Genomic DNA, 24398 nt, shown 5'->3' on the forward strand with positions numbered 1-24398 from the left:
TGGATGTGAATAAAAAGAGCACACGATTTTTCGTGTGCTCCTGAAAGAACATCAGTTAAGAAAGCGCCTTGGCTTTTTGTTTGGTCGTCATCATTTCTGATTCCTTCAAAATATCCTCCAAAATCACTTCAGAGGAGTGTGCCAAATGAAGACTCTTAATGTTCTTCTTCATTCGCTGTAAGGTATCCTCATCTGAAAGAAGGGAGGTGACAGCCTCGAGAATTTCTTCATGTCGGTTCACGACAATGGCAGCCCCGCGGTCCTCAAAGAAAATTGCATTTTCTTTTTCTTGTCCAGGTACTGGTTTGTACAGAATAACAGGCACGCCGATAGCAGTTGCTTCTGTCAACGTAATGCCGCCTGGTTTTGTAATCATGCAATCTGTGACCCGAAAGAGCTCGTCAATTCGCTCAACATAGCCGAGAACCTTTAATTTATCGCCGTTTTCTGCTTCAAGTACGCTCAGGGATTCTTTTAAATCCGTATTTTTTCCGCATACGACAACCACTTGCACCTGATCATCCATGACAAGGTTTTCGCATAGCTCTTTTACGTTCTTTAATACACCGTGTGCGCCAGCCATGATGAGCAGCACTTTTTTGTCAGGCGAAAGATCGTATTTTTTATAAATCGGCTCAACCGGCAGAGATTCTTCAAATTGAGGCCTGATCGGGATACCCGTAATCTTTACGTTGCTGGGATGTGTGCCGATCTCAATCAATTTTTCCTTCACATAATCTGTCGCTACATAATATTTATCCACATTTTCGTGAACCCAAATTTTATGAAGGCAAAAATCAGTCATGACGTTGAAGGTAGGTATAACCCTTCCAGTTCTCCGTCTGTATTCGGGTACGACGATCATCGGAAATGTATTAATAATGATATCGGGCTGATGTTCTTCCACAAGTTCGCCCAATCGTTTATTTCCCATTTTGAAGTAAATATTGAATTTGCGTTTATTATAGATTTTGTCAACTCCGTAATAAAACAAACGATAAAACTGTTTTCCGATTGAGAAGCTTTTTAAATAAAGGTACTGAGTTACCTCTGAAACAATCGGATTTGACTCTTGGTACAAATTAGAAACTGTTACATGCTGAAAGCCGAGACGTACACATTGTTCATAAAGCGTTTTGGCTACCTGTACATGTCCATTTCCGTAATTTGCAGTCAAAATTAATACTCTTTTATTGGTATTCAAGTAAATTCACCTCAATGTAATCAACAACAAGCAAGCTTCATGCATCGTAAGGAGTTATTGTCTATACATAAACATAACACAAATACATAATTGAATTATTAATGCAGTGAAAAAATTAAGCTAATTTTAAAAGATTCGGATTCCAGTATTTTAAATTTTTGTTATACGCATACTGAATCAGATGTATTTTATCATATTTTTTGCTCAGCGTATCACTTAAAAAAGAAAAATTAGTCCCATTCATAAGGAGTTTCTTGGTAAACATAATAATTAAGCCAGTTCATAAACAATAATGTCGCATGTGCTTTCCAGCGATTGACAGGCTCTTTGCTGTCTTCTGCGAAATAATGTTTCGGCGCCTCGACAGTCGAAAGGTTTCGTTCCAGATCTCTTTCATACTCTTGAAGAAGCGTATTTGTATCATATTCAGGGTGTCCTGTTAAAAAGACTTGTTTTTCGTCTTTTGACACAATTAAGCAAACCCCTGCTTCCTTTGATGCAGTAAGAATGTTTAACTCGGGCACTGCTTGCAGTTGTTCCATATTTATATCTGTATGCCGGGAATGCGGCACGTAGTATAGCTCGTCAAAACCTCTTACCAATCTTTCGTGCTTGGAAAGAACAGTATGTTCAAACACACCAAAGATTTTTTTCGGCATTTCAATTTTTTCCACGCCGTAATGATAGTACAAACCTGCCTGAGCACCCCAGCAAATATGCAAGGTTGACGTGACATTCGTTTTGCTCCATTCCATAATCTCCTTGAGCTCTTCCCAATAAGAAACATCTTCAAACGCCAAATGCTCAATCGGCGCACCGGTGATGATCATGCCGTCAAATTTCTTATGACGGATATTGGAGAATGTCGTGTAAAACTCATCAAGGTGTTCCCTTGCTGTATTTTTCGGTGTATGTGTGCTTGGAATTAAAAATGTAAAATGGACCTGTAAAGGCGAATTCCCAAGCAGTCTGAGCAGCTGAGTTTCCGTTTGAATTTTTTTCGGCATTAAATTTAAAATAATGATTTTCTGCGGCCGGATATCCTGATGGAATGCTCTGCTTTCATCCATTACAAAGATATGTTCACTCTCAAGCACCTGTTTTGCCGGCAGGTGTGTAGGTATATTAATAGGCAACGTGCCACCTCCATCATTTCCCCGTTAATTTTCTTCATTATAGGAATTTTCTCGCCAATTTTCAATCTATCTAAAAGGGTTTGGAGGGGAACAGCAGAAAACACTATATAATAAACGCAAACATATGACTTTTGGTTTCACTGTAATGAGTTTTTTCAGGTGTCATGTGATCCATACAATAATAGCTCCCTCTTATTAAGAGATGTTTCTATTCATAAACAAATGATCCTAAGAGGGAAGGACATCCGTTGAGCACGATGTCTATACAAATGAACAGCTGGCCAATTCATAAAACTATATGTATATAAGCTTCCGTTTTGTTTTGAAACAGGAAAAAAGGTAAAATAATCACAGCACTCAGGTTAAGTAGGAGGGAATTTCAATGTCTATATATAATATGAGGGTACGGACCATTACAGGTAAAGACATGACACTTCAGCCATTTGCCGGAAAGGTGTTGATCATTGTAAATACAGCCAGTAAATGCGGCTTTACTCCTCAATTTAAGCAGCTTCAGGAGCTGTATGATACATACCAGCCGGAGGGCCTGGAGATTTTAGGGTTCCCCTGCAATCAATTTATGAATCAGGAGCCTGACGATGAGGAAGGCATACAGGAATTTTGCAAAACAAATTACGGTGTTACGTTTCCCATGTTTTCAAAAGTGGAGGTGAACGGAAAAAACGCCCACCCGCTTTTTGTGTATTTGACAGAACATGCGAAAGGCATGCTCGGAACAAAGGCAATCAAATGGAATTTCACTAAATTTGTAGTGGACAGAAACGGAGAAATAGCCGGCCGCTATTCGCCAAACACAAATCCGAAAGAGCTGGAAGACGTTATTGCGAAGTTATTAGGACATTAAAGAGGGTGTTTTGGTGCAGGATCGAAAACGGATGCAGACAGAGCAAATCAGGACATGGGTCAAATCTGTTCTGAACGGGGAAAGCTCGGGTCATGACTGGCTTCATGTATCAAGAGTTGCACAGCTTGCTTTATATATTGGGAAAAAGGAAAATGCGGATTTGTTCATCGTTGAAGCGGCAGCCTTGGTTCATGATTTGATAGATGTGAAGCTGCCTGACGCAGCCAGGCTTTCAGTCAGCGAGGTGTATGAACGGCTTGTTTCTTTAGGAGCCGGAAAAGAAGAGGCTGAAAGAATTATTCACATTATTACAAGAATGTCCTTTCGGGACAGGGAAAAGTTCGGAAAAGAACCGCTTTCACTTGAGGGGAAAATTGTACAGGATGCTGACAGGCTGGATGCGATCGGGGCAGTAGGAATAGCAAGAGCGTTTATGTTTGCTGGCGCAAAGGGACATCGCCTTTATGGAAATGATAAGAGTGCCTATGCCCACTTTTTCGGTAAGCTGCTGCTCCTCAAAGATATGATGAATACAGATACCGCAAGAGTAATCGCTGACGAGAGGCATAAATTTATGCTTCATTTCGTCAGTCAATTAGAAAAAGAAATTCCCGGAATTGATATTGAAACATCGTAATAGAAGGCGCGGGGCGACTATGTTAGAATAAGTCACAGATAGGCTATAGGAGGACAATCATGAAGATAAAATCAATTGAACCGACGCCAAGCCCGAACACAATGAAGGTCATCTTAACGGAAGAGCTTCCGGCGGGCAAAAGCAATAATTATAAACCGGATCAGGCAGAAGGCGCCCCGCCTGTTGTCGTGGAAATCCTAAATATTGAAGGAGTTAAAGGGGTATATCATGTTGCCGACTTTCTTGCGGTTGAACGGAACGCCAGATATGACTGGAAAGACATTTTACCGCAAGTCCGGACGGCATTTGGAATGGAAAGCGCTGAGAGTGCAGAAAACCGATCGGAACAAGAGTCATTTGGAGAAGTGAAAGTTTTTGTACAGATGTTCAGCGGAATTCCTATGCAAGTCAAATTGACAGATGGCGAGCGTGAAGAACGCTTCGGGCTTCCTGACCGTTTTCAGCAGGCGATCTTAAAACTCAGAGCGGAAGCGTCAAATGTTGTATTTGAACGAGCCTGGAAAGAACAAGGCGTCAGATTCGGCGATTTTACTGAAATCGGCCATGACGTGACAGAAGAGCTTCAGGCCGCTTACAGTGATGAAAGGCTGAAACGGCTGACGGATGCAGCGGCTCAAGGGAAAGGCGAAACGAAACAAACGGTACAGCGCAAAGCCTATAAAGTCACGCTCGACATGCTGGATGATGAGGATTGGAAACAGCGTTACGCACACTTGGAGCAGATGGATCCAAAAGAAGAGGACATCCCCGTTTTGCAAAAAGCATTGGATGATCCAAAGGTATCCATTAGAAGGCAGGCTGTTGTGTATTTAGGAATGATTGAATCACCTGATGTTCTTCCTCTATTGTATAAGGCGCTTGAGGATAAGTCTGTATCGGTGAGAAGGACGGCTGGAGACTGCCTGTCTGATATCGGCGACCCTCAAGCCATCCCTGCGATGATAAAATCGTTAAGCGACTCAAGCAAGCTAGTCCGGTGGCGCGCCGCTATGTTCCTTTACGAAGTCGGTGATGAAAGCGCAATTGAAGCTTTGCGGACTGCTGAAGATGATCCAGAATTTGAAGTGAGCCTTCAAGTGAAAATGGCGCTGGAACGAATTGAACACGGTGAAGAGGCAAAAGGGTCAGTCTGGAAGCAAATGACAGAAAGCAGAAGAAAAGGCGAATAAAAAAGAAGGAAAGGTGCAGATCATGCACCTTTTTAGTTTGAATTCACTTTTTATAAAAATTATTTCGAATATTGTTGAAAAATAGTCGAAAACTATATATAGTAAGTAACAATATTAAATAGTTGGAGGGTTCACATCGACAGAAAGCTATATAAATATAAAAACATGAATCAACAACCGAGGATAGGGCGGCCTGACATCATGCAATTTAGCAAAAACAGCCCACAAATAAACTGAAAATTGTTAAAATAATATTCAATCTAACAATTGAGACTATTTAGGAGGATCACCATGGCAGAATTACGCAGTAACATGATCACACAAGGAATCGATAGAGCACCGCACCGCAGTTTGCTTCGCGCAGCAGGTGTAAAAGAAGAGGATTTTGGCAAACCGTTTATTGCGGTTTGTAACTCATATATTGATATCGTTCCCGGTCATGTTCACTTGCAGGAGTTTGGGAAAATCGTAAAAGAAGCAATCAGAGAAGCCGGAGGCGTACCGTTTGAATTTAATACAATTGGTGTAGATGACGGAATTGCGATGGGGCATATCGGAATGCGATATTCGCTCCCAAGCCGCGAGATCATCGCTGACTCAGTGGAAACTGTCGTATCAGCGCACTGGTTTGACGGAATGGTCTGTATTCCGAACTGTGATAAAATCACGCCGGGAATGCTTATGGCGGCTGTGCGCATCAACATTCCGACCATTTTTGTCAGCGGGGGACCAATGGCTGCAGGAAGAACAAGCGACGGGCGCAAAATTTCTCTATCTTCAGTATTTGAGGGAGTCGGTGCTTATCAAGCCGGAAAAATCGGGGAAAGCGAACTTCAGGAATTAGAACAGTTCGGCTGCCCGACATGCGGATCTTGCTCCGGAATGTTTACAGCAAACTCAATGAACTGTCTGTCAGAAGCACTTGGATTGGCTTTGCCTGGTAATGGAACCATTCTCGCGACATCGCCGGAACGAAAAGAGTTTGTCAGAAAATCAGCTAAGCAATTAATGGAAACCATTCGCAAAGACATCAAACCGAGAGATATCGTCACAGTAAAAGCGATTGACAATGCGTTTGCGCTTGACATGGCGCTCGGCGGTTCAACAAATACTGTACTTCATACGCTTGCCCTGGCAAATGAAGCTGGCGTTGAATACTCTTTGGAACGCATCAATGAAGTTGCAGAGCGCGTGCCGCATTTGTCCAAGCTGGCACCTGCATCTGATGTATTTATTGAAGATCTTCATGAAGCGGGCGGTGTGTCTGCAGCATTGAATGAGCTTTCCAAAAAAGAAGGAGCACTTCATTTAGACGCGCTGACAGTTACAGGTCAAACACTCGGAGAAACCGTTGCCGGTCATGAAGTGAAGGATTATAACGTCATTCATCCATTAGATCAGCCATTCACTGAAAAGGGAGGCCTTGCTGTATTATTCGGAAATCTGGCTCCGGACGGCGCTATCATCAAAACTGGCGGCGTACAGAACGGTATTACGAGACATGAAGGGCCAGCTGTCGTATTCGACTCTCAGGATGAGGCGCTAGACGGCATTATCAACCGGAAAGTAAAAGAAGGCGATGTCGTCATCATTCGTTACGAAGGGCCAAAGGGCGGGCCGGGTATGCCTGAAATGCTTGCACCTACATCACAGATTGTCGGAATGGGGCTTGGTCCGAAAGTAGCGTTGATTACAGACGGACGTTTTTCCGGGGCATCCCGAGGCCTTTCAATCGGACACGTATCACCAGAGGCAGCAGAAGGCGGACCGCTTGCCTTTGTTGAGAACGGCGATCATATCATCGTTGATATCGAAAAACGCATTCTGGACGTTCAAGTACCGGAAGAAGAATGGGAAAAACGGAAAGCGAATTGGAAAGGCTTTGAGCCAAAAGTGAAAACCGGCTATTTGGCCCGTTATTCTAAACTTGTGACAAGTGCCAATACGGGCGGTATCATGAAAATCTAGACATCGGGATCACATTCTCTTGTTTTAAGATGTGAACATTTGAAATCCGGCTCTCTCTATAGTATCCTTTACTTCAGATGAAGGATATTTAGAGGGGGCTTTTTTATGTCAATGGCTTATGAAGAATATATGCGCCAGCTTGTCGTTCCGATGCGCCGCGAGCTGACTGGGGCCGGTTTTGAAGAATTAACAACAGCAGAAGAAGTAGAAAATTTCATGGGGAAAGCAGAGGGCACAACTCTCGTAGTCGTTAACTCTGTTTGCGGCTGTGCGGCAGGTCTTGCGCGTCCTGCTGCAACTCAGGCAGTCCTGCAGAACGACAAAACACCTGACAATACGGTGACAGTATTTGCGGGCCAGGATAAAGAAGCCACTGCAAAAATGCGTGAGTATTTAACAGGCCAGGAGCCTTCTTCACCGTCAATGGCTCTTTTGAAAGGCAAAAAAGTCGTGCATTTTATTCCGCGCCATGAGATTGAAGGGCACGAAATGGAAGAAATCATGAAAAACTTAACTGATGCCTTTGATGCACACTGCTAAATGCCCGTTTACCGGGCATTTTCTTTTGGAGTATAGATCATGATTACAACAAGCTATAGACCGTCAGACCACACGATAAAGATCGCAAAAATGCTTTCGGAAGAGCTGGATATACAATATTGCAGCCGAAATAAACAAACGGTTGAAAATATGCTGAAGGCAGCTGAGCGTGATTTGCTCGTAATTGGAAAAGAGCGGTTCGAACTTTATACAAAACAAGGCGGTAAATTCTTTTTCCATCCGAATACAGCGATGTTCAGAGCTAAACGGTTGATTCGCGGCGAGCAAGAGCCAATGCTTCGGGCAGCTGGCTTAACGGCCGGAGATTCTTTTTTGGATTGCACGCTCGGGTTGGCTTCCGATGCCATTATCGCAAGTATGGCGGTTGGCGAAACCGGTTCGGTGATCGGGCTGGAAAAAAACAAGCTTGTGTCCGTTCTGGTGAATGCGGGGCTCAATTCGTGGGAAACCGGTATAGAACAGCTTCAATCTGCCATGAGAAGAATACAAGTGAATCATGCGGATTGCTTTGACTATCTAAAGCAGCTGCCTGACAAATCAGTAGATGTCATTTATTTTGATCCGATGTTTCATGAGCCTGTAAAGTCATCTGATGGCATCGCGCCATTACGAGAGCTGGCTGAGGATTCTGCATTGGCGGATGGCTGTATCAAAGAAGCGGTGCGGGCAGCCAGAAAAAGCGTCGTACTCAAAGACCATTGGAAAAGCCCGCGCTTTGAACAATTTGGTTTTAACGTGTTGAAAAGAAAAACAGCGCTTTTTCACTACGGTGTTATTCAAATCGAGAGAGAAACAAGCCCGTGAAGAACCTCACGGGCTTGTTTCTAATCGGTGACTTCCATGACGACAAAATATAATAATGTTAAAAGTGAAACCGTTGCAAACAAAGCGTCAATCATGCGGAAGGCCTCCTTTCACATTATATTGTAAGCGTTTTTACACATGCAGCAAAGCAACAAATCTCCTAAATTGTGTTAGAGCTTCATATAGTGCATGACTTGGATGTTCGACCTATGATAAAATAAGAGAAACATGACAATAAAATAGAGAGGAATAAGCAGTCATGAACTTGTGGATGAGAAAGACCCTTGTGGTTTTATTTACCATCGTAACGTTTGGGCTCGTATCTCCTCCGGCTGCTCTCATGGCAGACAAGCCTTCAGGACAGCCGAGCAGTCTTGAGCAGAATGATTACACCGCTTTTTATGATGAGCATGATTTGTACGATGATTATGAATCGGAAGACAGGGGAGACCCCGAATTACTTTTTCAATCGTACAAGGAACAGCTCCTTGACAGCGCTGAAAATCAGTCTTTTTTGAAATTTGGCAGCAAAATTGCTCCGGTCATTGAAGATGACTATCGCAAAGAGATTCTGCCGAAAATCGAAAATGTCATATGTGATGTCTTAGCGACATTGCAAGATGATGAAGCGTATCAAGATGTTGTGATTTCAAGCAAGCCTTCAGCGGGGAAAACGGAGAAAATCTTTCACGTTTACAATCGGACAACCGGAGAAGACCTCCTCAGGTTCCATGTGCGCAGAGACCACCCCCCACATGACGGCTACTGGTTTAATTTTCATTATCATACAACAGAAGATGGATTTCAATCACACCATGAGCTTGGGAGCATTTATTGGGACCGCAACACACCTCCCAACTGGATGAGTGCCTAAAGGAGATGCCATTAGATATGAAAAAGTACACAATGAATGAAATGGTCGATATAACAAAGGATATGCTGAACAAACGGGGCGTTATGATAGAAGATATTGCGCGTATCGTTCAAAAACTTCAGGAAAAATACAATCCAAATCTCCCGCTTAGTGTGTGTATGGAGAATGTAGAAAAAGTACTGAACAAGCGTGAAATTATCCATGCTGTATTAACAGGGCTGGCGCTTGATCAGCTTGCAGAGCAGAAACTTCTTCCTGAACCGCTGCAGCATCTTGTTGAAACAGATGAACCGCTCTACGGCATAGATGAAATTATCCCTCTTTCAATCGTTAATGTGTACGGCTCGATCGGCTTGACCAACTTTGGTTATTTGGATAAAGAGAAGATCGGAATTATTAAGGAGCTCGATGAAAGCCCTGACGGCATCCATACGTTTTTGGATGATATTGTCGCAGCACTTGCAGCTGCAGCAGCGAGCAGAATTGCCCATACACATCAGGATCTGCAAGATGAAGAAAAAGAACAGGACGAAAAGCCTGTTGTCAGCTAATCTATAAAAAAAATCATTTCTGGGTTCAGAAATGATTTTTTATTGTGTTACACTACTATAAGACTACTTTTAAAGGATGAATTAAATGAAACAGTATAAAGAATTATGCCGGCATGTTTTAGATCATGGTGAAAAAAAGGGAGACCGTACAGGAACCGGAACAATCAGCACCTTCGGCTATCAAATGAGATTTAATTTGCAGGAAGGCTTCCCGATGCTGACCACAAAAAAACTTCACTTTAAATCAATTGCGCATGAGCTGCTTTGGTTTTTAAAGGGGGATACCAATGTACGCTATCTGCAGGAAAACGGAGTGCGTATTTGGAATGAGTGGGCCGATGAAAACGGCGAACTCGGACCTGTATATGGTTCACAATGGCGCTCATGGCGGGGAGCTGACGGAGAAACCATTGATCAAATTTCACGTCTTGTTGAAGATATTAAAACAAATCCGAACTCCAGACGTTTAATCGTCAGTGCCTGGAATGTTGGTGAAATCGATAAAATGGCCTTGCCTCCGTGCCACTGCCTGTTCCAATTTTATGTGTCTGACGGCAAGCTGTCCTGCCAGCTTTATCAGCGCTCAGCCGATGTTTTCCTCGGTGTGCCGTTTAATATAGCTTCTTATGCGCTGCTTACAATGATGATCGCTCATGTAACAGGGCTTGAGCCGGGCGAATTTATTCATACATTCGGAGATGTTCATATTTATCAAAATCACATTGAACAGGTTAACTTGCAGCTGACCAGAGATGTCCGCCCGCTGCCGAAGCTTCGTTTTGCCAGAGAGGTTGATTCGATTTTCGGCTTTACGTTTGATGACTTTATCATTGAAGATTACAATCCGCATCCGCATATTAAAGGAGCGGTCAGCGTATGATTTCATTCATCTTCGCGATGGATGCCAATCGGCTTATCGGGAAGGACAATGATTTGCCGTGGCATTTGCCGAATGACCTTGCATACTTTAAAAAAGTAACCTCAGGACATTCAATCATCATGGGGCGAAAAACATATGAATCAATTGGACGACCGCTTCCAAATCGGAAAAATATTGTTGTGACATCTGCACACGATGCAGAATTTCCAGGGTGTACCATTGTCAGTTCAATAGAGGACGTACTTCAGATTGCTTCAGATACTGAGGAATGCTTCGTGATCGGAGGCGCACAGCTTTATACGGCGCTGTTTCCTTATGCGGACAGGCTGTATATGACAAAAATTCATCACCAGTTTGATGGAGACCGCTACTTTCCTGAATTTGATGAGAGCAAATGGAAGCTTGTTTCTTCTGAGCAAGGGACGAAGGACGAAAAAAATCCGTATGACTATGAATTTTTAGTGTATGAAAAAATGAATGCATCATCTGAAGCGGGAGGATTTTAATTGATTCGCTACAGCTGCCTAGTGATTTACATTGTGTATATGCTGTTAAAAAATATAAAACAATTGTTTAATCAAAGAATGCTGGATCCGCGTCTGTCATACAAAAAACAGATGACACTCGTTTACGAGCAGCCAAAGGCGTTTTTGGAAGGCTGTATCGGTATTTCAGGATCTGTCATCACCATCCATCAGCCAGAGCCGATACCGAGCGGTCCTGTTTTGTATGTGCATTCTCGTTTGCGATTAGCTGAACTTGCTTTAATTGCTGGGTATATTGAGAAGCCTGCCGGTTTTATCGCAAACCCCAAAGTGTTTCGCTTACCGATTATCGGACAATGGCTTGAACGGATGAATGTCATACAAGAGAGCAGTTCAGAAAAGGTATATGAAGATACTTTGACCCAATTAGAAAAAGGCCAAAGCATGATTCTTTCTTTAGATGGGTGCATCGATCCATTGGAACTTGCCGCCCGCTGCAGCCTTCCGGTTGTAATAGTGGAAACGACAGGAACAGATGAAGTGCTGAAGGGGTCGCTTTTTAAACGCTTAAAACCAGCAGATATAGAATTGTCATTTTCTAAAGCTTATATTCCGGCAAGTGAGAAGCAATTACGGGCCTAAAAAAGCGCAGTCACTGAGACTGCGCTTTTTCATTAGGATAAAAACGGCACTTTCACACAATAGAACAGCACGCAGAAAAACATCGCTGCGCTTCCGCCTAAAACAAAGCTGTGCCAAATGGCGTGATGGAAGGGAATCTTTCTCCAAATATAAAAGATCGTCCCGGCAGAATACAGCAGACCGCCAAGTAAAAGAAGGCTGAATCCAGCTCCTGTCAGTGAGGCATATAAAGGTTTAACCGCGATGATCATCAGCCATCCCATTAATAAATACATCAAGGTAGATAAAATGATAAACCGTTTTACAAAGAAAATTTTAAACACGATTCCGCAAAGGGCAAGCGACCAAACGATGATCAGCAGGGTGAAGCCGAGTGTGCCCTTTAACGGTCCAAGCAGAAAAGGGGTGTAGGTTCCGGCAATCAACACGTAAATAGCGCTATGGTCAATAATCTCCAAAATATCTTTCGTCTTTTTGTGCTGAATGCTGTGAAGCAGGGTGGAGCTCAAATAAAGCAGCAGCATGGATACACCAAATATGGTAAAGCTGACGATATCCCATGTGGATCCGTAATTAGCCGCAAATATGATCAGGAACACTAATGCTGGTATGGATAAGAACACACCGATGCCGTGGGTGATGGCGTTGGCAATCTCTTCTTTTATTGTATACACGTACATTCTCCTCGCTTTCGCTGCTACATCATTTGTTTTTGCAGCGTTTCTAAAAAATTCAGCCCTTCTAACGTAATTTTTGTGCCCGCACGTCCGCGGCTTTTTGTCACATACTCTTTTTTCTCCAAATAATCCAGACGGCTTCTGACCTGCTGCGGCGTTAGTGAGGTTTGGCTGTTTTTGCTGCGTTCAGAAATGATCCGTCTGCTTGCCGGTTCGCCTTTTTCATTTAACACTTTTATGGTTTCCAAAATAAACAGAAATTCTGCTTTTTCCATTAAAGTCAGAAGCTTCGCTTTTTTCTTCGTCGTTTTTTCATTTAGTCCGTCCCGTATATAGGGCGGAACGTCATACGGATGAATGATTCCTCCGCTGGATACTGCCGCCATATAATCTGTTGTGTTTTTTAATTCTCTTACATTCCCTTCAAATGGATGCTGTTTAAGCAGCGGAAAGACTGAAGGCTCAATTAATAAAGGCTGCCCGGATTCTGAAAGGAAATATTGGGTCAAAAGGGGGATATCGCTTTTTCGCTCGGTCAGCACCGGCAATGTGAGCGTTAAAATATTCAGCCTGTAAAATAAGTCTTGCCTGAATGTATTTTCGGCAACCTCTGTTATCGGGATGACAGAAGCACAGATGATTCTCGGTTTTTCCCCATCAGAGTCAAGTGCTTCTAGAAGCTTAGCTTGTACAGAAACCGGCATATTCCATATGTCATTAAGAAGAAGTGTGCCTCGGGCGGCTTTTTGAAACGCACCGGAGATTCCGTCAGAGCCAAAAAGCTCGTATGCAAGGCTTTCTTCTGAATGGGTGCTGCAATTGATACTGATCAATGGTTCGCCATTTCTTGAAGAGCCTTGGTGGATGGCTTGTGCAAAATGATCCTTGCCTGTTCCGACTTTTCCTGTGATCAGGACAGGAAGCTCTGATAAGGCAAACTGCATGGCGACTCGTTTTGTTTCGAGAAAGAGTTGATGCTCTCCAATTAGATTATGAAAAGTGCAAGGTTGAGGTGCGGTAATCATTTATTGGCTCCTTTTGGTTCTAATTGGTTCCTATTATAACATGCCTTTCAGCTAAAAACATCTTTTATCCTTTAGAACTTTGTTCTTATGCCTGCTGGATGCGGCGAATTTAGAATGAGATTGATTTTTTTATTTACTAAATAAAAATAATTGTCTTATTATTTGAATATTCGTGTTATAATGGCATATTAAATAGGGATTTAAAACAAGAAAGGAATCTGTACATGAAACCGTTGCTTAAAGAAAACTCTCTCATCCAAGTGAAAGACATTTTAAAGGCTCATCAAAACGTGAAGGACGTTGTGACTCACACACCGCTGCAAAGGAATGACAGACTTTCTGAGAGATACGAATGCAATATTTATTTGAAGCGAGAAGACTTGCAGGTAGTCAGATCTTTTAAACTCAGAGGGGCTTATAACAAAATGAAGCAGCTCTCTGACGAGCAGACTAAAAACGGGGTCGTGTGCGCAAGTGCCGGAAACCACGCACAAGGTGTAGCGTTTTCGTGTAAACACCTGGGCATTCATGGGAAAATTTTCATGCCTTCCACAACACCAAGACAAAAAGTGTCACAAGTGGAACTGTTCGGAAAAGGATTTATCGATATTATTTTGACAGGTGATACTTTTGATGATGCGTATAAAAATGCAGTTGAATGCTGTGAGCAGGAACACCGAACCTTTATTCATCCGTTTGATGATCCGGATGTAATGGCCGGCCAGGGAACTCTGGCAGTCGAAATTTTAAATGACATTGATACAGAACCGCATTTTCTATTTGCAAGTGTCGGGGGAGGCGGGCTTCTTGCAGGGGTCGGCACGTATATGAAAAACGTGTCTCCTGAGACAAAAGTGATCGCGGTTGAACCGGCGGGCGCTGCGTCTTATTTTGAATCTAACAAAGCTGGACATGTCGTCACGTTAGATAAAATTGATAAATTTGTGGACGGAGCGGCAGTAAAAAAAATCGGCGATGAAACCTTTCAAGCGCTAGAAACCGTAGTTGATGACATCCTTCTCGTGCCTGAAGGGAAGGTATGCACAGCCATTCTTGAATTATATAATCAATGTGCGATTGTCGCTGAACCGGCGGGTGCTCTTTCTGTTGCGGCACTGGATTTATATAAGGAAGAAATTAAAGGGAAAAACGTAGTATGTGTTGTCAGCGGCGGCAATAACGATATTGGAAGAATGCAGGAAATGAAGGAGCGGTCTATGATTTTTGAAGGACTTCAGCATTATTTTATCGTCAATTTTCCGCAAAGAGCTGGTGCACTCCGTGAATTTCTTGACGAAGTTCTTGGGCCGAATGATGACATTACACGATTTGAGTATACGAAGAAAAACAATAAGAGCAACGGACCGGCTCTTGTCGGCATTGAGCTTCAAAACAAAGCTGACTATGGACCGCTGATTGAACGGATGAATAAAAAAGCGTTTCATTATTTAGAGGTAAATAAGGATCAAGATTTATTCCATCTGCTGATTTGATTTTTTCGGCACAACCGCGCAAAATGACAGACAGCCCGGCCGGCATTGTATATAATAGAAGAAAACAATCAAAAAATGAGGATTGATAGCTTGTTACTCAAAAGCCTAGAGTTCAAACGAAGCGACGGGATTCAGGTGAAAGTGACAGAAATACCTGTGTTAAAGGAAGATGAACATTATTTTTTTATGTTGAATCAGCATTTGCAGATTTACTTAAAAGAGGTGTTTTCATCAAATAGCAGGGCAAAAGTATATTCTTTCCGACAATATATGAAGCGCCGGATGAAATGGACTGATTATCAGGCTGTTTTTCATCAAGAGGTGTTAAAACACAACGCGTGATACGCCGTTTATTCCTGTGTGTCCCCTTTGCTATGCCGCGCGCAGGCGTACGAAGGGGCATGCAGGAATTTTTTTGCGGGTATAGAATGAAACAAGGGTAGGAAGGTGAGCACGCCATTTAGTAAGCGCTTTAAACTGGAAAGGGTGAACGGCATGAAGATGATCAAAGGGTTTGCGGCAGGACTGATTTTTTTGCTTTTGTGTGCCTGCGGAGGACATCAGATTAAGGATCCGCTTAATTACCAGGTGGAGCCTTTTACTTTTAAAAACCAAGATGGCAAAAATGTTTCTTTAGACAGTTTAAAAGGAGAGGTTTGGCTCGCAGACTTTATTTTTACCAATTGTGAGACCGTATGTCCCCCGATGACAGCTCATATGACAGATCTTCAAAAGAAATTAAAGGCTGAGAATATAGATGTGCGCATTGTATCCTTCAGTGTTGATCCTGAGAATGATAACCCGGAGCAGCTGAAAAAATTTGCGGCAAATTATCCTTTATCTTTTGATAACTGGGATTTTCTAACGGGATACAGTCAAAGTGACATCGAGACGTTTGCGTTTGAGAGCTTTAAAGCGATCGTGAAGAAACCTGAAGGCCAGGATCAGGTCATTCATCAATCTTCTTTTTATTTAGTAGGCCCTGACGGTAAAGTGCTGAAAGATTACAATGGAGTAGAAAATACACCATACGATGACATCATCGCTGATGTGAAAACAGCCAGCAAACTCAAGTAATCTCGAAGACAAGGCATTTTCAAATCTCCTAAAACATGATACACTTTCCACTAGTAGAATGGGGAGGAGCAACAAGATTGAAACTGCGCATTTTTGCACTCATGGCCAGTTTGATTTTGCTTCTTACTGCGTGTACTAGCTTACGTACAGCATCTGAGGGAAAACAAAAAGCCCATGAACTGAAAACGAAAGAGCACATTGTCATTGCCGCTGTCGGAGATTCGCTTACAGAAGGTGTCGGAGATCCCGAGGGCAAGGGATATGTTGGCAAGGTGGCGGATTCTATCCGGTCAAATGAGCAAGTCAAAAAGGTAGACGTCAAAAATTATGCCGTCAAAGGGAATCGTACAGAAGATTTGTTAGAGAAACTAAAAGATAAAAACGTTCAAAAAGGCATAAAAGATGCAGATTATGTCTTTTTAACAATTGGCGGTAATGATCTGATGAAGGTCCTTCGCCAAAACTTCCTGCAATTAACCGTCGAACCGTTCCAGGAAGAGGAAAAGCCGTACGAAAAGCGTTTTAAAAAAATCATTTCAGAGATCCGGGCGCTGAATAATCACGCAGAACTGATTTATGTCAGCATGTATAATCCGTTTACGTTTACTCTATCTGAATTACAGGAAATTAACGGGGTAGTCACAGATTGGAACAACATTGCTAAAAAAGAGCTGAAAAAAGATAAACATGCAAAAATCATTAATATAGAAGACTTGTTCAATCAAAAAAGTGACAGTAAACGAATTTCTGAGGAAGATGATTTTCATCCTAATGGAACGGGTTATTCCTTAATAGCAAAACGGGTCTATCAAGCAATTGAAAAAGAAGGATTACCGAAAGAGTAGGGTGAAATCATGAATAACTGGAAACGACTGTTTTTTATATTGCTTGCAATCAATATTGTATTAGCAGTAGGGTTTGTGACGCTGCTCATGCTGCCGGGCAAGCAAGCTCAGGTAGAGGATACCTCTAAAAGCGAGTACGGATTTCAAGTGACCAGCACAAAAGAATCTTTAGCTGCTTTTGTCAACTCATATTTAAACGAGAAAGCGTCAAACAAGCTTGATTACAAAGTGGATATTGGTGACGATGTCCATGTAGCGGGGAAAATCAAAGCATTTTCCACGTCAATTGACGCGTTTATCGCATTTGAGCCGACCGTGAAAAAGAATGGCGATGTCGAGCTGAATGTAACGAAATTTTCCTTAGGGAAATTGAGTATTCCTATTAGCTTTGTGTTAAATTATATGGACAGCTTCTATGAACTTCCATCCTTTGTGCATGTTCATCCCGGCGATAAAAGCATTGAGGTCCGTCTGTCTGAAATGCCATTAACGAACGGGATGTATGTTAAAGCAAATAAAATTAATTTAGAACAAGATGAAATTGAGTTTTCCTATTACCATCCTAAACAATAGAGGTGACTGAAATGAAGCGGATTTACCAGTATTTCAGTTTGTTATCATTTACGTTTTCCCTTTACTTCGGCTGGCTTGCTTATCATCATCTGGCCGCTGAAGATATGGATCAAATGTACTTGAACATTTCGTACTGCGCATTGTTTCTGAGTGTGATGGTTTTTACATTTGGCATGAAAGACCGAAAAAAAGCCGATAAATCGTGAAAAAAAGAGACATGCTGCATCGTCTCTTTTTTCATGCGGCTGGACGAAAATATAAGAGAACAAGGAGAAGAAATGAAAGCATACGATTTTACGAAGGGAAACGTACTGAGGCAGCTCATCCTATTTTCGGTGCCTATTATGCTGGGAAATGCTCTGCAGGTTTCTTTTCAATTCATAGACAGTTTATGGGTCGGCAATTTGCTGGGGGCAAAAGCGCTTGGCGCGGCCGCGGTATCAAGCACGATTGTATTAACCGTGCTGTCTTTTATTTTGGGACTTAATAATGCGACCTTAACCATTTTGTCTCAGCAAAAAGGAAAAGATGATGAGAAAGGAATGGCGTCGTACATCAATGCCTTTGTCGTTTTATTGACAGGCTTAAGCATCGGGTTCGGCGCAGCCGGTTTTTTCTTGTCGGAACCATTGCTGCGTCTTCTGCAAACGCCGGAATCCATGATTCCGCTTGCCGAGATCTATTTGCAGATTCAATTTATCGGCATACTGTTTTTGTTTGGTTATAACTTTATCAGTACGGTTCTTCGGGCGCTTGGTGACAGCAAAACACCGCTAAGGTTCATCGCTTTTGCCGTTGTGCTGAATGCTGTGCTGGCACCGCTCTTTATTTCTGTTTTCCGCATGGGGATTGCGGGAGCAGCTTATTCAACTGTTTTGTCACAGGGGATTGCGTTTCTATATGGTTTGTTTTATGTCATCAAACATCAGCTAGTTCCGTTTTCTATGCCAAGAGCTCCTAAGTGGGAAGAGACTGCATTGATTCTGAAACTCGGTATTCCCGCCGGTCTGCAGATGATGGTAATTACAGGCGGAATGATGGCGATCATGAGTGTCGTCAACTCATATGGAGAACATGTGGTCTCTGGATTTGGCGCGGTGCAGCGGCTGGACAGCATCATCACACTTCCGGCTATGGCGGCCGGTACTGCGGTCAACAGCATGGCTGGGCAGAATATCGGACTCGGAAACTATAAAAGAGTGGAATCGATTGCGAAGCTTGGTGTGATAGCTGTCTTTTCTTGCATGCTTGTCATTGCTATTATCATTTGGATATTTGGAAAATGTTTAATGAGGTTATTTATTAGTGAGCCTGACGCGGTAGCGTTTGGTGAACAATATTTGCGGTGGATTGCGTTTTTCTATCCCTTTATCGGTATTAATTTTGTGCTGAACGGAATTGTCAGAGCCGCTGGGGCCATGTTGCAGGTCTTGATTTTAAATTTAATTTCTTTCTGGGTTTTGAGATATCCTTTCACGGCTCTGTTTTCAGCTTGGCTTGGACAGAAAGGGATCGGTCTCGGAATCGGTATGAGTTTCTTATTCAGCAGCTGTGTGGCGTTTTTGTACTACAGATACGGCCGCTGGAAAACGATGAAATTGTTTACTGATAGATAAGAAAGGCGCTTCGAAAAGCACATACCCTGATAGAGGGTATGTGCTTTTTTTACCGTTTTTTATCAAGTTTGCTGAAAAGCTCGATTAATGTGGCAAGTTCAGTATCAGTATAACAATCAAAGCGTTTAAAGAAATATTCAGTTTTTTTCTCATTGAAATGCTGAACGATTTTTTCACCTGCTTCAGTGATGTGGATGCGGATGATCCGCCGATCTTCCTTCGATCTGATTCTCGTGATCCATTCCTTTTCTACCAGCGCGTCAGTCACTGCTGTAATGTGGCTTGCTGATACTTCCAAAATGGGCGCAAATTCAGTCACTTTCTTAGGTCCCTGTTCACTTAAAATGCGCAAAATGGTAAATTCATTCCGCGACAGCTCTTTATCTAGAATGTCATTGATTTCATTGCGTATTTGTTTAAAAACTTTACGGAGTAAAGTTTCCATATCATACATCATTTGTGTTCTTACTTTCAAATTTGTGAACCCCCATTACATAATTGCTAATACTCAAAACCTATAGAATTTTATTGAAAAGCAGAATCATTTTCATTCTATTTTTACATGCTATAATATAATAATACCACGTATTAACAAAGGAGGCACCAGTATGTCTGAAAAAAAAGAACTCGCCACATTTGCAGGCGGCTGTTTTTGGTGTATGGTCAAACCTTTTGACGAACAGCCGGGAATCGAAAAAGTGGTGTCCGGGTATACAGGCGGCCATACTGAAAACCCTACCTATGAAGAAGTATGCAGCGAAACAACAGGGCATCGTGAAGCCGTACAAATCACGTTTGAGCCTGATGTATTCCCTTATGAAAAGCTATTAGAGCTGTTCTGGCAGCAAATTGATCCGACAGATGCAGGCGGCCAGTTCGCTGATCGCGGCAGCTCTTACCGTGCAGCGATTTTTTATCATACTGAAAAACAAAAGGAGCTTGCTGAAGCATCAAAACAGCGGCTGTCGGAAAGCGGCATTTTTAAAGATCCTATCGTGACAGACATTTTAAAGGCTGAACCATTCTATGAAGCGGAAGATTACCATCAGCATTTTTATAAAAAGAATCCAGGGCATTATCAGCGTTACCGGACAGGCTCCGGAAGAGCTGGATTTATCAGTGAGCATTGGGGGGCGAAATAAATGACGCTAAATAAAGAAGAAAGAATAAAATCATTAAACCGTATGCAATACGAGGTCACACAAAATAATGGAACGGAGCCGCCGTTTCAAAATGAGTATTGGGATCATAAGGAAGAAGGGCTTTATGTTGACATTGTGTCAGGAAAGCCTTTGTTTACTTCCAAGGATAAATTTGATTCCCATTGCGGCTGGCCAAGCTTTACAAAGCCGATTGAGGAAGAAGAAGTGGAAGAAAAACAGGATTCGAGCCACGGAATGATTCGAACAGAAGTCAGAAGCCGAACAGCCGATTCCCATCTGGGACATGTATTTAATGACGGACCTGGGCCAAGCGGACTTCGTTACTGCATCAATTCTGCGGCGCTGCGGTTTATTCCTAAGGATAAGCTCAAAGAAGAGGGATATGAAAACTATCAGCACCTATTTGACAAATAAAATGCAAGCAAAAACAAGCCTGTCTAATCGATAGACAGGCTTGTTTTATGCTTTTCTTCTATATGCAGATCTTTAATAATTTGGGCAGCTCTGTCTTTTGTAATAACATCTCCAAGTACAATTGAAAGCCGCCGATCCTCCGCATACTTTTGACTCCTTACCATACTGTTTACAGTCGTCTTTGCTGAATACAAGGTATGAGCAGTAAAAGATGTTTGACAATTTGACTTCCGATTGATCCCGCTCCGCCAGTGACTAAAAGTTCTGGTTTTTCCTCATACTTTCTTATCTCTACCTGCATCATAGGTTCAACTTTTTAATCGAAAGCAACCAATAAGACAAAATGCAGGGAATTTTTAAGAAAAATGAAGAGATGGGCTTAATCTAAACTAAATAAACAGTGTACTAAATATTCTTATTCTCTATTTTCGCGCCTTATAAACAGGTCCCATTTCATCTTCTCACGCCGATATAAAAAAGCGTTCTTTTGAGTCAGAAACACTACATAAAAAAGGTTCAATTGTCTCACTATTCACCAACTTCATATATTTTACAATAAGAAAGAAGGTTTAAATAAGGGGGATGAAAAATGAAGTATCCAAAAACCATTCTGTTTAGTGCTGCTGCATGTTTATTGCTTAGCCTATCTGCAAATTCGGTATCGGCTCTTCATGCTGATGAAGTGAATCATTTCAAAGTGACGGCAAAGGGAGAGACTGAGCCGGTTGCTTCCGGAGATGACGCTGCAGATGATCCGTCCATTTGGGTTGATGCAAAGCATCCGGAAAAAAGCAAATTGATAACGACAAACAAGAAGTCCGGGTTAGTCGTGTATGATTTGGATGGCAAACAGATCAATTCTTACGAGTTTGGCAAGCTGAATAATGTCGATCTCCGCTATGATTTTCCCCTCAACGGCAAACAGATTGACATTGTCGCTGCTTCAAACCGGACAGAAGGAAAAAATTCGATTGAAGTTTACGCCATTGATGGGGAAAAAGGTGAATTGAAAAGCATCACAGATCCGAAACATCCCATTTCCACTGATATGTCTGAGGTTTACGGTTTCAGCCTGTATCACAGCCAAAAAACAGGGGCATTTTATGCGTTGGTGTCGGGAAAACAAGGAGAGTTCGAGCAATATGAAATGGCCGACAATGGAAAGGGATATGTAACAGGGAAAAAAGTGCGGCAATTCAAATTAAATTCTCAAACTGAAGGTCTCGTCGCAGATGATGAGTACGGAAATCTCTATATAGCGGAGGAAGACACAGCAATTTGGAAATTTAACGCTGAACCATCTGGGGGATCGCAGGGCAAAGTCATTGATCGTGCTGATGGAAAGCATTTAACAGCTGATATTGAGGGACTGACCATCTATTATGCGCCGGACGGAAAAGGTTATCTCATCGCCTCAAGTCAAGGCAATAACAGCTATGCGATGTATGAAAGGCAGGGAGGCAATCGGTATATTGCCAACTTTGAAATTAAGGATGGCGAGAAAATAGACGGGACGAGTGATACTGACGGTATTGATGTTCTTGGTTTCGGGCTGGGGCCAAATTATCCGTATGGCCTTTTTGTAGCGCAGGACGGAGAAAATATAGAAAATGGACAAGCTGTCAATCAAAATTTCAAAATTGTATCATGGGAACAGATTTCTCAGCATCTTGGCGGAAAACCTGACCTGAATAAACAGGTGAATCCAAGACAGCTGAAGGACAGATCTGATGATTAAAGAAGCAGCCTATTATGCTGCTTTTTTATGTTCACGAAAAAATCGTTCATATGAAATGAACGATTTTTCAAGAAAGCGCCAGATGAATGGCTTTCAGTTTTTCGGGAAGCTCATCAAATGTATGAGCAGGAACCGTCTCTTTATAATTTAACGCCGCAGCTTTGTCTCGTTCCTCAGGATGATTGATATAGAAAGCGGCTTTTTCCTTAAAGTCGGTGATGCTGTGATAAGAAATAAAGGATGAAAAAGGATGTGCCGCGGGGAGATCCACTAGTTGAAATGCTTCGCATGCAGCGATATCAAAGGTGCGGTTATTAAAGCTTGCATTTTTAATGCGGCTTTTATTTTTGTTGAACGTAAAATGATACGGCCGATGTGGATTGATCACGATGTCTGCCCCGTTATAATAATGAACCGCCTGTTCAGGCGGAACCCATGTGCTGACTACATCTATATGCGGCTGTTTGAGTACCTTTTTAGGCAGGTATTTTCTCCATTCCTTTCCGATGACCCGAACGGTGTACGGGAGATATGCCGCTTCTTTCACAAGCTGAACCCGATTAGGGTAAGGATAGCCGATGATAAGCAATTGCGAATGAAAGGAATGTTCGGTGTCCATTTTTTTAAACAGCCGATGATTAACAGGAATCGGAACATAGTAGATATGCTGATAACCAAGCTCCTGATAGCAGAGAGCAGCATTTTGATCAATTGTTAAAACCGCGTCAGCGTACTTTATCACCTGAAGACTGATATCAATATAAAATGGGTCTTCTGTCAGCCAAACATATACGGGGATACCCTTACCCTTTAACCAGGTCAGCCAGTCGTGAGGAACGTGATCTCCAACCATCATGAGTGCGAAGTCCGGCTGAAACGTTTCAATGCTTGACAGCGCTTCTGTGTCTGGTGTATCTGCAGACATGAATTCTGTCTGAGCGCGCCGAAAGCAATCTTCAGCCCAGCGGTCAAAATAACTGTATATTCCTCCATATCCCGACTGGATATATAAAACGTTCATCAGAGGCTATGAGAAGAATGTAACGCTTTCTACTTTATCTACATCAATCAATGTTGTCGCTTGACCTGGCGGAGTTACAGAGCTTTCCTGTGTGACAAATACGATGCCGTGAACTTGATCAAAAGCAACAAAGACAACCGGTCCGATCATGTCACCGGAATCTGTCACAATGCTGATGGTAGTGCCAGGTGTAATTCTTGCAAAAATCCATCTTGCAGGCAGGGAAGGATCTAAAACAGATTCGGCAGTAACCGTTTCGCTTTCGTCCACTTTATTATCAATAGCGGCTTCAAGTAATTCTTTAAGGTTATTATCCATGTTTTCTCCTCCTTCTGTTGCATTTGTAAATAAAGGGCTTAAAAGGCTTTTAATAATATCCTTTTTTAACTGCGCATTTTCACTGCTCAACACACACACCTCCTATAAATTATTGAACTCACGTTTAATCATATTCTTTTGATTGGCAATTGGTATGAGTCGAATGCCGTACCGGATCTATTTTTCATATATTTAAGCAAAATGCTGATTTTTTTCTATGGATGGACAATGCCTATACCGCAATTGACAGCATGTTCATATTGTGAAACAGAGCATAAGGATAAAGGAGAGGGATTGTTTGGAGTTAGAAAACAAAGTGAACCGAGAAGAAAATGAAGACGATTTGCATTTGATTCTGCTTTTACTGATTCTGCTTATACGTCAAACAGCTTCAGACGGAAATCCATCTGATCTCAGACGCCAGCTTGTATTTGCTAAAGAGCTTGGTGTGCCAGTTTCAACAGTTAATCTGATCAATGGAGATACGCTTCAAAATGTTATCGTTAAAGAAGTCCTGAGTGATTTGGTTATTTTTCAGAACCCGTTAAATCAAACGAGATCAAATGTTGCCCTCTCAAGTATTGTAAGCTGGGGTTCTTTTTAAATGATGACAGAGGCTCTGCTTGCTGCGGAGCCGTTTT

Annotated in this window: 29 protein-coding genes; 22 read left to right on the plus strand and 7 right to left on the minus strand. The window is 42.2% G+C overall.

From position 1 onward, the window contains the following. Positions 1-55: 55 nt before the first annotated feature. Both LJF29_RS04305 and metA read right to left on the minus strand, forming a co-directional pair. Positions 56-1204 carry a diglucosyl diacylglycerol synthase gene (locus LJF29_RS04305; protein ID WP_101864408.1) on the minus strand — a complete coding sequence of 383 codons (1149 nt, stop codon included), beginning with the start codon at positions 1202-1204 and terminating at the stop codon, positions 56-58. A 230-nt stretch (positions 1205-1434) separates the two neighbouring features. Then, positions 1435-2340 carry a homoserine O-acetyltransferase MetA gene (gene metA, locus LJF29_RS04310; RefSeq protein WP_010334661.1) on the minus strand — a complete coding sequence of 302 codons (906 nt, stop codon included), beginning with the start codon at positions 2338-2340 and terminating at the stop codon, positions 1435-1437. A 382-nt stretch (positions 2341-2722) separates the two neighbouring features. Here metA and LJF29_RS04315 point away from each other — a divergent pair, with 382 nt between their 5' ends. From LJF29_RS04315 to LJF29_RS04365, 11 genes are all read left to right on the plus strand, one after another. Continuing rightward, a complete protein-coding gene (locus tag LJF29_RS04315) occupies positions 2723-3205 on the plus strand; it encodes a glutathione peroxidase (protein WP_010334659.1) in 483 nt (160 codons plus the stop codon). Positions 3206-3236: 31 nt separating this feature from the next. Then, the gene (locus tag LJF29_RS04320; RefSeq protein ID WP_229147577.1) at positions 3237-3842 is read left to right on the plus strand and encodes an HD domain-containing protein; all 606 of its coding nucleotides are present in this window, start codon (positions 3237-3239) and stop codon (positions 3840-3842) included. A gap of 59 nt (positions 3843-3901) precedes the next feature. Then, positions 3902-5032 carry a conserved virulence factor C family protein gene (locus LJF29_RS04325; protein WP_229147144.1) on the plus strand — a complete coding sequence of 377 codons (1131 nt, stop codon included), beginning with the start codon at positions 3902-3904 and terminating at the stop codon, positions 5030-5032. Between the two features lie 291 nt (positions 5033-5323). Further along, a complete protein-coding gene (gene ilvD / locus LJF29_RS04330; RefSeq protein ID WP_010334656.1) occupies positions 5324-7000 on the plus strand; it encodes a dihydroxy-acid dehydratase in 1677 nt (558 codons plus the stop codon). A 105-nt stretch (positions 7001-7105) separates the two neighbouring features. Further along, positions 7106-7540, plus strand: coding sequence for a bacilliredoxin BrxA (brxA, locus tag LJF29_RS04335; protein WP_229147154.1), 435 nt, complete (start codon positions 7106-7108; stop codon positions 7538-7540). Between the two features lie 39 nt (positions 7541-7579). Further along, a complete protein-coding gene (locus tag LJF29_RS04340) occupies positions 7580-8365 on the plus strand; it encodes a class I SAM-dependent methyltransferase (RefSeq protein WP_229147156.1) in 786 nt (261 codons plus the stop codon). 259 nt (positions 8366-8624) lie between these two features. Then, a complete protein-coding gene (locus LJF29_RS04345; RefSeq protein ID WP_229147158.1) occupies positions 8625-9239 on the plus strand; it encodes a YpjP family protein in 615 nt (204 codons plus the stop codon). A 17-nt stretch (positions 9240-9256) separates the two neighbouring features. After that, positions 9257-9790 carry a phosphatidylglycerophosphatase A gene (locus LJF29_RS04350; protein ID WP_003230797.1) on the plus strand — a complete coding sequence of 178 codons (534 nt, stop codon included), beginning with the start codon at positions 9257-9259 and terminating at the stop codon, positions 9788-9790. Between the two features lie 85 nt (positions 9791-9875). Then, positions 9876-10670 carry a thymidylate synthase gene (locus tag LJF29_RS04355; protein ID WP_010334650.1) on the plus strand — a complete coding sequence of 265 codons (795 nt, stop codon included), beginning with the start codon at positions 9876-9878 and terminating at the stop codon, positions 10668-10670. Beyond that, a complete protein-coding gene (dfrA, locus tag LJF29_RS04360; RefSeq protein WP_229147160.1) occupies positions 10667-11176 on the plus strand; it encodes a dihydrofolate reductase DfrA in 510 nt (169 codons plus the stop codon). Before LJF29_RS04355 ends, dfrA begins: the two co-directional genes overlap by 4 nt. Then, on the plus strand, positions 11177-11797 hold the full coding sequence (locus LJF29_RS04365) for a 1-acyl-sn-glycerol-3-phosphate acyltransferase (RefSeq protein ID WP_229147162.1): 621 nt from the start codon (positions 11177-11179) through the stop codon (positions 11795-11797). Between the two features lie 32 nt (positions 11798-11829). Here LJF29_RS04365 and trhA read toward each other — a convergent pair whose 3' ends face one another. Further along, on the minus strand, positions 11830-12471 hold the full coding sequence (gene trhA, locus LJF29_RS04370) for a PAQR family membrane homeostasis protein TrhA (protein WP_229147164.1): 642 nt from the start codon (positions 12469-12471) through the stop codon (positions 11830-11832). A gap of 23 nt (positions 12472-12494) precedes the next feature. Further along, the gene (locus LJF29_RS04375; RefSeq protein WP_229147166.1) at positions 12495-13499 is read right to left on the minus strand and encodes a sigma 54-interacting transcriptional regulator; all 1005 of its coding nucleotides are present in this window, start codon (positions 13497-13499) and stop codon (positions 12495-12497) included. 224 nt (positions 13500-13723) lie between these two features. Between LJF29_RS04375 and ilvA the strand changes: the two genes are divergently transcribed. From ilvA to LJF29_RS04410, 7 genes are all read left to right on the plus strand, one after another. After that, positions 13724-14992: a threonine ammonia-lyase IlvA gene (gene ilvA / locus LJF29_RS04380; RefSeq protein ID WP_010334644.1), complete on the plus strand. Its 1269-nt coding sequence runs from the start codon at positions 13724-13726 to the stop codon at positions 14990-14992. Between the two features lie 90 nt (positions 14993-15082). Further along, positions 15083-15334 (plus strand): DUF2535 family protein, encoded by a 252-nt coding sequence (locus tag LJF29_RS04385; RefSeq protein WP_010334643.1) that lies wholly within the window; start codon positions 15083-15085, stop codon positions 15332-15334. A gap of 153 nt (positions 15335-15487) precedes the next feature. Next, entirely contained in the window at positions 15488-16069 is a 582-nt protein-coding gene (locus LJF29_RS04390; protein ID WP_229147167.1) for an SCO family protein, read from the plus strand. Between the two features lie 77 nt (positions 16070-16146). Then, positions 16147-16914: an SGNH/GDSL hydrolase family protein gene (locus tag LJF29_RS04395; RefSeq protein ID WP_010334641.1), complete on the plus strand. Its 768-nt coding sequence runs from the start codon at positions 16147-16149 to the stop codon at positions 16912-16914. 9 nt (positions 16915-16923) lie between these two features. Then, the gene (locus tag LJF29_RS04400; RefSeq protein WP_010334640.1) at positions 16924-17487 is read left to right on the plus strand and encodes a YpmS family protein; all 564 of its coding nucleotides are present in this window, start codon (positions 16924-16926) and stop codon (positions 17485-17487) included. Between the two features lie 11 nt (positions 17488-17498). Then, the gene (gene ypmT / locus LJF29_RS04405; protein ID WP_010334639.1) at positions 17499-17693 is read left to right on the plus strand and encodes a protein YpmT; all 195 of its coding nucleotides are present in this window, start codon (positions 17499-17501) and stop codon (positions 17691-17693) included. 72 nt (positions 17694-17765) lie between these two features. Beyond that, the gene (locus LJF29_RS04410) at positions 17766-19103 is read left to right on the plus strand and encodes an MATE family efflux transporter (RefSeq protein ID WP_229147169.1); all 1338 of its coding nucleotides are present in this window, start codon (positions 17766-17768) and stop codon (positions 19101-19103) included. 49 nt (positions 19104-19152) lie between these two features. Here LJF29_RS04410 and LJF29_RS04415 read toward each other — a convergent pair whose 3' ends face one another. Next, positions 19153-19578 carry a MarR family transcriptional regulator gene (locus LJF29_RS04415; protein WP_024121778.1) on the minus strand — a complete coding sequence of 142 codons (426 nt, stop codon included), beginning with the start codon at positions 19576-19578 and terminating at the stop codon, positions 19153-19155. Between the two features lie 133 nt (positions 19579-19711). Between LJF29_RS04415 and msrA the strand changes: the two genes are divergently transcribed. The 3 genes from msrA to LJF29_RS04430 all read left to right on the plus strand — a co-directional run bounded on the left by msrA (position 19712) and on the right by LJF29_RS04430 (position 22418). Then, the gene (gene msrA, locus LJF29_RS04420; protein WP_010334636.1) at positions 19712-20245 is read left to right on the plus strand and encodes a peptide-methionine (S)-S-oxide reductase MsrA; all 534 of its coding nucleotides are present in this window, start codon (positions 19712-19714) and stop codon (positions 20243-20245) included. Beyond that, positions 20246-20680: a peptide-methionine (R)-S-oxide reductase MsrB gene (gene msrB, locus LJF29_RS04425; RefSeq protein ID WP_229147171.1), complete on the plus strand. Its 435-nt coding sequence runs from the start codon at positions 20246-20248 to the stop codon at positions 20678-20680. Between the two features lie 589 nt (positions 20681-21269). After that, entirely contained in the window at positions 21270-22418 is a 1149-nt protein-coding gene (locus LJF29_RS04430; RefSeq protein WP_229147173.1) for a phytase, read from the plus strand. Positions 22419-22485: 67 nt separating this feature from the next. On the opposite strand, the gene LJF29_RS04435 is transcribed toward LJF29_RS04430, so the two are convergent. Together LJF29_RS04435 and cgeA are read right to left on the minus strand one after the other, a co-directional pair. After that, a complete protein-coding gene (locus LJF29_RS04435) occupies positions 22486-23439 on the minus strand; it encodes a CgeB family protein (protein ID WP_229147174.1) in 954 nt (317 codons plus the stop codon). Between the two features lie 6 nt (positions 23440-23445). After that, the gene (cgeA, locus tag LJF29_RS04440) at positions 23446-23847 is read right to left on the minus strand and encodes a spore crust protein CgeA (protein WP_229147179.1); all 402 of its coding nucleotides are present in this window, start codon (positions 23845-23847) and stop codon (positions 23446-23448) included. A 208-nt stretch (positions 23848-24055) separates the two neighbouring features. On the opposite strand from cgeA, the gene cgeC reads away from it, so the two are divergent. Further along, positions 24056-24361 (plus strand): spore maturation protein CgeC, encoded by a 306-nt coding sequence (gene cgeC, locus LJF29_RS04445; protein ID WP_229147180.1) that lies wholly within the window; start codon positions 24056-24058, stop codon positions 24359-24361. The last annotated feature ends 37 nt before the right edge of the window (positions 24362-24398 follow it).

This window comes from Bacillus sp. LBG-1-113, assembly GCF_020708615.1.
In the GTDB taxonomy this organism is placed as follows: domain Bacteria; phylum Bacillota; class Bacilli; order Bacillales; family Bacillaceae; genus Bacillus; species Bacillus mojavensis.

Excerpts from the sequence above, each read along its gene's own strand:
- LJF29_RS04315 (WP_010334659.1), top strand. The coding sequence starts at position 2,723 with ATGTCTATATATAATATGAGGGTACGGACCATTACAGGTAAAGACATG.
- LJF29_RS04320 (WP_229147577.1), top strand. The coding sequence starts at position 3,237 with ATGCAGACAGAGCAAATCAGGACATGGGTCAAATCTGTTCTGAACGGG.
- LJF29_RS04325 (WP_229147144.1), top strand. The coding sequence starts at position 3,902 with ATGAAGATAAAATCAATTGAACCGACGCCAAGCCCGAACACAATGAAG.
- ilvD (WP_010334656.1), top strand. The coding sequence starts at position 5,324 with ATGGCAGAATTACGCAGTAACATGATCACACAAGGAATCGATAGAGCA.
- brxA (WP_229147154.1), top strand. The coding sequence starts at position 7,106 with ATGTCAATGGCTTATGAAGAATATATGCGCCAGCTTGTCGTTCCGATG.
- LJF29_RS04340 (WP_229147156.1), top strand. The coding sequence starts at position 7,580 with ATGATTACAACAAGCTATAGACCGTCAGACCACACGATAAAGATCGCA.
- LJF29_RS04345 (WP_229147158.1), top strand. The coding sequence starts at position 8,625 with ATGAACTTGTGGATGAGAAAGACCCTTGTGGTTTTATTTACCATCGTA.
- LJF29_RS04350 (WP_003230797.1), top strand. The coding sequence starts at position 9,257 with ATGAAAAAGTACACAATGAATGAAATGGTCGATATAACAAAGGATATG.
- LJF29_RS04355 (WP_010334650.1), top strand. The coding sequence starts at position 9,876 with ATGAAACAGTATAAAGAATTATGCCGGCATGTTTTAGATCATGGTGAA.
- dfrA (WP_229147160.1), top strand. The coding sequence starts at position 10,667 with ATGATTTCATTCATCTTCGCGATGGATGCCAATCGGCTTATCGGGAAG.
- LJF29_RS04375 (WP_229147166.1), bottom strand. The coding sequence starts at position 13,499 with ATGATTACCGCACCTCAACCTTGCACTTTTCATAATCTAATTGGAGAG.
- ilvA (WP_010334644.1), top strand. The coding sequence starts at position 13,724 with ATGAAACCGTTGCTTAAAGAAAACTCTCTCATCCAAGTGAAAGACATT.
- LJF29_RS04390 (WP_229147167.1), top strand. The coding sequence starts at position 15,488 with ATGAAGATGATCAAAGGGTTTGCGGCAGGACTGATTTTTTTGCTTTTG.
- LJF29_RS04400 (WP_010334640.1), top strand. The coding sequence starts at position 16,924 with ATGAATAACTGGAAACGACTGTTTTTTATATTGCTTGCAATCAATATT.
- ypmT (WP_010334639.1), top strand. The coding sequence starts at position 17,499 with ATGAAGCGGATTTACCAGTATTTCAGTTTGTTATCATTTACGTTTTCC.
- LJF29_RS04410 (WP_229147169.1), top strand. The coding sequence starts at position 17,766 with ATGAAAGCATACGATTTTACGAAGGGAAACGTACTGAGGCAGCTCATC.
- msrA (WP_010334636.1), top strand. The coding sequence starts at position 19,712 with ATGTCTGAAAAAAAAGAACTCGCCACATTTGCAGGCGGCTGTTTTTGG.
- msrB (WP_229147171.1), top strand. The coding sequence starts at position 20,246 with ATGACGCTAAATAAAGAAGAAAGAATAAAATCATTAAACCGTATGCAA.
- LJF29_RS04430 (WP_229147173.1), top strand. The coding sequence starts at position 21,270 with ATGAAGTATCCAAAAACCATTCTGTTTAGTGCTGCTGCATGTTTATTG.
- LJF29_RS04435 (WP_229147174.1), bottom strand. The coding sequence starts at position 23,439 with ATGAACGTTTTATATATCCAGTCGGGATATGGAGGAATATACAGTTAT.